This is a genomic window from Fulvivirga aurantia, assembly GCF_009711475.1.
Taxonomy (GTDB): domain Bacteria; phylum Bacteroidota; class Bacteroidia; order Cytophagales; family Cyclobacteriaceae; genus Fulvivirga; species Fulvivirga aurantia.
The window spans coordinates 1-8591 of the sequence record NZ_SMMD01000796.1; the positions used below are offsets into that span (position 1 = coordinate 1).

Consider the following 8591-nt stretch of genomic DNA (forward strand, 5'->3'; position numbering starts at 1 on the left):
CCAGCTTCGTCCAAAATAGCTGTATTCAAAATGAATACCTCGGATGTTACTCCAGCGGCCTCTGAGCGAGAATCTATTGTAAACGTATATTCAACTCCAACCTCAACTGTTACAGGTTGATATAATCGTCTACATGCCTCACTTAACTTATAGCCCCGATCCCCTAACTGTGCAAATACGTTACCATCGCTGGTGCTACCAGGCTGCTCGCTATCATCACCACAATTGGTAGCTAACCATGTATCCAAGTCGCCATTATCCCATGTGTATGGACTTGGCTGGGTGTCTGGAGCATCATAAATAGTACTAGGTGGCGTCATGTCAAAAGCATCTGCATTATCAGATGCTTTAATAGTCAAATCATCACCAGTACCATTTAAAACAACTACCTTAAAAGTAGCCGGAACACCAGTGGATGAAACCGTTAAATTTTCATTGGCTAAAGCATCTCCCGCTACATTTGTAGCTGTAAGTGTTACCACATAATCACCACCACTCGCATATACATGTGTTGGAGATTTTTCAGAAGATGTGTTGCCATCTCCAAAATCCCATGCAAATGAACTGGCGTTTATTGATTCATTAGTAAAATTGTATTCTAAGAAATTTCCAGCCGTTGCCTCAGCAGTAAATGCTGCTGTAGGTGCTGCCACACTCGTTTGCTCTAAAACTTTTACATTATCGATATAAGCATCAACAGCAGTATTAGCATAAAACATGACAGATACCCCACCACTCGCATTTGAGGTAAATGGAATTTGTACGAATGTACCATAACCATTTGTTGTCTCATTGAATTTACCCTCAGCAATGAATCCTTCGTGAAATCCCAGGTTATTCGAAACTATGTCATTAACGGCTTCAACTCCATCTATATAGAATCCGTCCATAACTACTCCCACTACCTTATTTCCATCCAAAGATGCTCCATCACCTTCTCGAATAGCATATTGATATTCCAATACATAATCGGTGTTTGGAGTCAAAGAAAGTTCCTGATAGGCATACCTACTATCTGAAGTTCTGAAGTCTCCAATGCCGCCTGATTGACTGGAACTCCATTTGGCTCCGGCCGTTTTGTCTCCGGTATTATTACCATCAATATCAAAATTAGACCCATCTGAGCTTGAACCGTAAGGGTTGGTAGTAGACTCATCAGAAAAAAGAGGGAATCTCCAAATGTTATTATCGGCTTCAAAATCTCCGTTTATAATCTCTGACCCTGTAGATTTATATAAATAAACATTATCAACAAAAATCGTTGCATGATCACTTGCAGCACCACCTGTCCCTAATTCAAACCTTATTTCATCTATTGCATCAACAGCTCCAGAAAAACCCGTTGTTAAATTCAGGTCAAAGCTTGTCCATTCACTATCTGTAAGCGCAAGACCATCTACCTGATAGGTTGTGGAAGCACCTTCATTGACCAATGTCACTTTTAACAAATCAATACCTTCAGCAAAGACAGAATATACATCGAAATGAATATCTGTAACTGCTTCAATACCTACAATAGCATTGGCGACTTCTACTGTCGACATCTCCAACGTCCCAGCAGAACTACCCAATCTTGAAAATTGAATTACATCATTACCGTTTACAGATTGTGTGATTCCACCAGTGGCTGCCTCTCCATGCTCCCAGCTATAAATCTGGCCGTTGTATTCGAAACCGTTACTAAAAAGCGCAAATACATTTGCATCTCTTAACTCGGGTGATGCTGGTGCAGTATTAATTGTCTGCACAACAGTATGCATTACCACCACATCTTCTGACTTGGAAACTGGAGCTAAACCCGCATCAGATTGAGCAGTAACAGTAATTGTATATGTTGCTTCTTCATTATCATTAGGATAATCATATGCAATAGAACCACCTTGTTCATCGATAATAAGCACATCATCCTCACTTGTAGGATCTCCAAAATCCACTGTATAAGATGAAACTCCTATTGATATTGGTGTAACCGTGATGTAGGTACCGTCTTCTATACCATTTTCATCTGGGCCAGGTGTTGCTGAAAAGCTAGACAATGTAATTTCACTTAGGCCCGTAGGGTTTGGACTATCATCCTCTTTGCAAGACACTATAATGACTATCATAAGCAAAGCCCCTATTCCTTTTTTAAATATATTCATCATATTCATTCGTTTTATGATACTAGTTAGCAGGATAAACCTTTACGTTATCAACATAGACATCGACCGGAGTTATAGCTGACAACATGATAGCAACGAGCCCGCTTTCCGGAGCATCAAACTCACCTGTGACTGTAGTAAAGTTTCCTTTACCTTTTCTTTCAGATACTTCCATGTGTAGCAGGCTAGTTCCTCCGCCTCTGTCAGTTTGGGCATAGGCATCGTCACCATCATCATAGTGACCAGCAATAATATCAGCAATCACTATTCTACCTTCGGGAGGATCGGTTGCTATATCATCCTTAATAGCGTACTCAAATTCAAGAACGTAAGTAACTGTTCTTTCTTCGGAAGACGGAGAAACCACTAAGGCTTGGTATGCGACCCTTGTACCACTATTTGCCAAAGAGCCTACTGATCTGGTAGCATTCCATTTTGCACCTCTCGTTTTAGAACCGTTATCTGTTCCGTCATAAAGGAGACTAGATCCATCAGAGCTTGACTCAAAGGCGGAAGATGACCAAGTGTCCCAATTACTAATAGTCCAATGGTCTCTACTATTTTCGAAATCTCCATTAAGTACTTCTACCGGTAAGGGTACAAATTCATCAATTATTTCTACTTCTACTTCTACAGTATGTGATGCCTCATTATCATCAATGGCAGTTAAACTTACAGTGTAGGTACCCTCTCCAGATTCGAATTTGGCATATGGATTTTCTGCGGTTGTAGTATTGCTTGTACCACAGATTATTTCGCCATCCACTTCATCGCAGACTACGGCATCAGTACCAAAATCCCAGAAATATTTGGTTGCCTCAGAAGAGGTATTGGTAAATTTAATTACTCTAAAATCCTCTGCTGTTGGTATACTCTCAAAACTAGCTGCCGGGGGAGTCTCATCTGGAATACTACCTGTATCTGGTAATTCAGGTCGCAGTTCGCAGCCCGCCAGAAATACCGTTACAACAATTGCTAAGAGTAATCCAAGCCTTTTATTGATATGATTAATATTATTCATAACTCACTTATTTAAAGTATTAATAACCAAGATTCTGGGTAAGAAGACCTCCGCTAAGGTTGATTTCCCTCTGAGGAATTGGTAAGAATCTGGCATTGTTTACATCCCAGGCATAACCCATTTCATCAGCATGAGCCGATAGTACATTTTCAAATTCACCGAATCTTTTTAAATCGAAATAGCGTTGATTTTCAAAGGCTAACTCAACCCTTCTTTCAAGCATCAGATCTTCTTTTGTAATTGAATTTACTGTTGTCGTAAGCCCAGCTCTATTCCTTACTTGTTGAAATGATGCCAACGCACCCGGATCTACCGTAGCCTGTGCACCAGCCATTGTAGCTTCTACATGAAGTAGTAATATATCTGCATATCGGAGTGCGATATAATCGTTACCAGCATTTCTTCCAACTCCATAATCTATATTTCCTGATTCTATGACAGTCCCTTCCGGGAAATACTTAGCTACTTCATTTTCATCAGGCTCAAGGTTTCCATCCAGATCAGTGATAGAAACCGGAGTTCTGTTTCCTCCGATGGCAGTAAAATCGTTATAAAGGTTTTCGTTAACTATATTTTGACCATCATCTCTTCCCGCCCTTACAAAAGATGTAAATTCAGCAGAAAACCCCTGGCTTTCTTCAGAATTGCTTGCTTGATATTGTATAGCAAAAATGATTTCATCATTTAATTCCGAATAAAAGACATCGTGATAATCGGACATTAAACTATAATCCCCTGAGGCAATGATGTCCTCGCATAAAGCTTCCGCACCAGAATAGTTTGGTGTGGTCTGTGATAAATAAACTTTAGCCAAAACCCCCTGAGCTGCTACCTTAGAAGCTCTGGATTTGTGAGAATTATTTAAGGCATTTACCGCTTCCTGCAAATCAGTTATGATTTGTTGGTAAACTTCAGCTTCGGGAATCCTTGTAAAAAGAGCAGTCTCATCAGTAGGATCAATTGGCTCGGTAACTAAAGGAACATCGCCATACAACCTCACTAATTTGAAATAAGCATAGGCTCGCAAAAACTTAGCTTCAGCAGCATAGCTTGCTTGATTGCCAGCATCGGCAACATCTATAAAATTGAGGATGTTATTGGCCCTGAAAATAACCTGATACATCGACTGATAATAATCGTCAGATTCAACATTTACAGCCTCCACCACATACCTATGAAAATCAGACTTGGAACCTTCCAGAGTAGCATTTCTTGTGTTATCTGTACGATGTTCTGTTAGAAGATGCTCAAATTGAACACCCCTATTAGCTCTCCCTATATTTGTTTCAGTACTTTCATTAGTTCCCTGAAGCGCGTCATATATACCATATATACCGGCTAAGATGTCATCGTCAGATGTGAAAAACGACTCCACCGCAACCGCTGTATCTGGCAGTGGATTTAAAAATTCATCATCACAAGAGGTAGCAAAAACAGCTACGATGGCTAATATGTAATATTTTAACTTTTTCATGATTAGATTCTTTACGATTAAAAGTCTACGTTCACACCAATAGTATATGTCCTAAACAGAGGCGTACCTGCCCTCTGAGCACCATAAGCTCTTGGATTATCATCATCGATATGTTCTGGATTGAAACCATGGTAGTCAGAGGCTGTTTTGTAAATCAAATTCTGACCTGAAGCATAAACCCTCAACCCTCTTAATCCGATTTTTGAGGTCAAACTTGAAGGCATATTATAACCTAGAGTTACATTTCTTAAAGAGACATAGTCTGCACTGGCAATAACTTCACTGGTGAGTACTTTTTCCTGTATAAAAGATTCGTGAGGAATAAGGCCGTCTTCCACAGCTTCTTCAGCAGCTCCAGATCGCGAACTGTTTCCAAACCAATTGTAGAAATATTGGTCACCAATATTATTTACCTGAGCACCAAAACTTCCTTGTACCATAAAAGACAAATCAAAGTCTCTAAAAGAAAATTCATTGGTAATACTTGCCAGTAAATCAGGGTATGGATCTCCAAGAATAGTTCTGTCGTCTCCTGTAATTCTGCCATCGCCATTCAAATCTTTAACAATGACATCTTCTGCTTGTCCGTTGATTCTATTCCATGGTTTATCTACATACGCAACCCGGAATTCAGCGTCATTATACTTTTCTGTATCAACTACATAGCCATAAAAGGAAGATATTGGACTGCCAATTTTATTGATCCAAAGTGAGTTTCTTCCATAAGTGTCCTGTATCAATGCTCCATCTGAATCGCCAAAAGCCAGCAACTCATTTTGATTGGTTGAAGCAATTATTGAGGTATTCCATTTAAATGAACCCTGTACAACATTTCTTGATCTTAACTCAAACTCCCATCCTTGATTTCGTACCTCTCCGAGGTTTATAATTCCTGACGTGAATCCTGTGACATAAGAAACCGGATTTTCTAAAAGCAAACTCTCACTTGTTCTTGAGTAATAATCCAGTGACCCAGTCACCCTATTGTTTATAAAACCAAAATCTACAGCTGGATTAAATTCCTGAGATGCTTCCCATTGCAAAACAGAATTTGCAATATTTAGTGGGGCCACTCCATTTACAACTTCCCCATTTATAACAGCATTTGTATTATCTAATAAAGCCAGGTATGGCCATCTGTTTACTACTTCATTGCCAACGCTAAATCGTTCTGAACCTGTTTCTCCATAGCTAACACGAAGCTTAAGATTGCTAATAATGTTACTTCCTGCTAAAAAATCCTCATCAGAGACATTCCATCCTACTGAAACTGCAGGGAAATTACCATATTTCGAGTTTGGCCCAAAAACAGAACTACCGTCACGTCTGAAAGAAGCGTTGAACAAATATTTGCCGTCATATACATAATTTAACCTGCCGAAATAACCTACTTTATTATACTCTGTATTAATCTCTGCAGGTTCTGTGATAAGCGTTGCACCTTCCAAATTTTTAAGCAAATCATTAGTATAGCCTACACCGGTAAGTTCACTGATATTATCTGTCCTTTGTTGTATTGTAACACCAGCAAGCACACCAAATTGATGCCTTCCAATATTTTTATCATAATTCAAGGTGTTATCTGAAATGATCCTTGTTCGAAATCTATTTTGTAAATAATACTGTGATCGGCTTGCTCCGGCTGCATGGTAATTTGTACCGTCCCATCTTTCTCGCTTTCGTTGCTCTATGGTAGTAGCCAAGGAAGTCCTGGCTGTTAGACCCTTAATAATATCAACGCTTAAAAAAGTGGATCCAAACAAATTGGTTTCATACTCCCAGTGCTCTCTCTCAACATATTGCTGGAAAGGGTTTGAGTCACCTGATGTACGTGGCCTTGTGTCACTTCCATCGTCATTAAAATCCAGCTCAACTAAATGGTCTTCCCAGAAATAATCACCAACACCAACATCAGGATATCTTGCTCTATCAATAAGCTGTAACGTCTGCTCGCTGTGGTAGATAGGTAACCATGGAGACAATCGTAGTGGGTTATGTATTGAGGTGGGAAGTCCTCTTTTTTTCGAATAAGATGGATTTATATTAAGACCGAACATTACTCTATCCCCTATCTTTTGGTCTAATTTCAACCTTGCACTGTATAAAGAATATTCGTCTGTAATAACAACTCCTTCATCTTCTAAATACCTTAAGGACGCACTGAATTTTGTTTGCTCATTCCCTCCTCTTGCAGATAGAGAGTGACTTTGAATTAAGCCGCGTTCAAAAAAGACATCCTGCCAGTCTCGGTCAACACCTGTGATTGCAACTATCTTTTGCATGTATTGTGTTTCTTCACTCAACTCTCCGGTTTGAGCCTGTTCAAAGGCCACCCAATCGGCTACACTCTTTCTATAGTCATCACTACCATGTGCCTCTTTGAACCCTAAGTATGTTTGATAGCTAAATTTGGTTGGTCCGGCTTTACCACTTTTGGTGGTGATTAGTATTACCCCATTAGAGCCTTCACTGCCGTAAATTGCTGCAGAAGCTGCATCTTTCAGCACTTCAAAAGATGCGATGTCATTCATATCTAAATTTGATAGAAAATCAGAATTCACAACAATTCCGTCAACAACTACAGCTGGGCCAGAGTCTGCTGTCACAGAACCAACACCTCTAATTGTAATAGTAGGAGCTCCCCCAGCCTCTGCATTGGTCGACTGTATATTTACGCCTGAAACTTGACCTATGAGGGCATCATCTACTCTGGAAACAGGTAATTGATCCAGTTTTTCGTTCTCGACCTTAGAAATTGCACCTGTTAAGTGAGACTTTTTCTGAGTACCGTAACCAATGACTACTACCTCACTCAGTTCACTTACACTCGGCTCCATAACTATATCGATTGTGGCCCTGTTATTTACAGGTACTTCAACTAATTCGTAACCTATAAATGAAAATAATAAGGTGGCCCCTGCATCTACTCTTAAAGAGTAATCACCATTTATATCGGTAACAGTGCCTATGCTCGTACCTTTCACAATTATCGAAACACCTGGAAGTGGCTCTCCATCTTCCCCATCGACATGGCCGCTCACAATCTGGCCTTCTTGTGCAACAAGCATGCTTGATATTGACATCAGTAAGGCAATAACAAGGCCTGTTAACTTGGTAAATTTTGAATTCATAATCGTTTATTTAGATGAATGATTATACTAAGGCAGGATCAAAGAATTCTTTGACTATTACTCACTCATCGGCTATCTTTGCGAAAGATGAGTATTAAATACAGACGTACTTTTTGGCGATTGGACGGTTTGTATTTCCTGCTTTGCGAGGTGGATTAACTATAGGTTAATTCACCTTTGTCTTTTAAAGCTTTTCATTTTTTGAGTTTATCATTAGCAAAATTTAAAATATCACTGAGATGCGACCGCATCGACTCTTCTGCCTTCGAAGCATCTTGATTTATTATATGTTCCAGTATAATGTGATGGCCTTCTAAAGCAGATAAAGGTTTATCTCCACTGCAAACGTCATTTTCTTTGAAAAACGTGAGGATATCTGGTGTAACAATCAACATGAGGGAATTGAGTACTGAATTTTTACTAGCTTCGGCAATTGTTAAGTGAAACAACAAATCTTCTTCTACGGCAGGCTTACCAACTTTCACTGCCTTTTCAAAAGCCTCAAGAGCATTAGAAATTGACACGATGTCGTCTTCCGACCTTCGTTCTGCTGCAAATTTTGCAGCATTGGTCTCCAATAACACTCTGGTTTCTACAAGAGAATGAAAATCTTGTCCTTCTAATCTTAAGACATCTGTAATCAACCCTTCCAAGGCTGTTATCCCAAGACCAGCCACCACGGTACCACTTTGTGGTAACGTTTTAAGTATCCCATAAAACTCAAGTTTTCTTATAGCATCTCTTACATAGGTTCTACCTACTCCAAACCGCTCACTCAATTGTCTCTCCGAGGGCAATTTATCCCCTGGTTTCAATTGGCCAGA

5 protein-coding genes are annotated in these 8591 nt (G+C 39.6%); all 5 read right to left on the reverse strand.

The window, feature by feature from the left end; all coding sequences use genetic code 11:
* Positions 1-2144: PKD domain-containing protein (locus E1176_RS21255; protein WP_281349554.1), on the reverse strand; the 2144-nt coding region annotated here is incomplete at its 3' end.
* 19 nt (positions 2145-2163) lie between these two features.
* On the reverse strand, positions 2164-3162 hold the full coding sequence (locus tag E1176_RS10510; protein WP_155210566.1) for a PKD domain-containing protein: 999 nt from the start codon (positions 3160-3162) through the stop codon (positions 2164-2166).
* A 19-nt stretch (positions 3163-3181) separates the two neighbouring features.
* Entirely contained in the window at positions 3182-4636 is a 1455-nt protein-coding gene (locus E1176_RS10515; RefSeq protein WP_155210567.1) for a RagB/SusD family nutrient uptake outer membrane protein, read from the reverse strand.
* Positions 4637-4653: 17 nt separating this feature from the next.
* The gene (locus tag E1176_RS10520) at positions 4654-7767 is read right to left on the reverse strand and encodes a SusC/RagA family TonB-linked outer membrane protein (RefSeq protein WP_155210568.1); all 3114 of its coding nucleotides are present in this window, start codon (positions 7765-7767) and stop codon (positions 4654-4656) included.
* A gap of 194 nt (positions 7768-7961) precedes the next feature.
* Positions 7962-8591: FadR/GntR family transcriptional regulator (locus E1176_RS10525; protein WP_155210569.1), on the reverse strand; the 630-nt coding region annotated here is incomplete at its 5' end.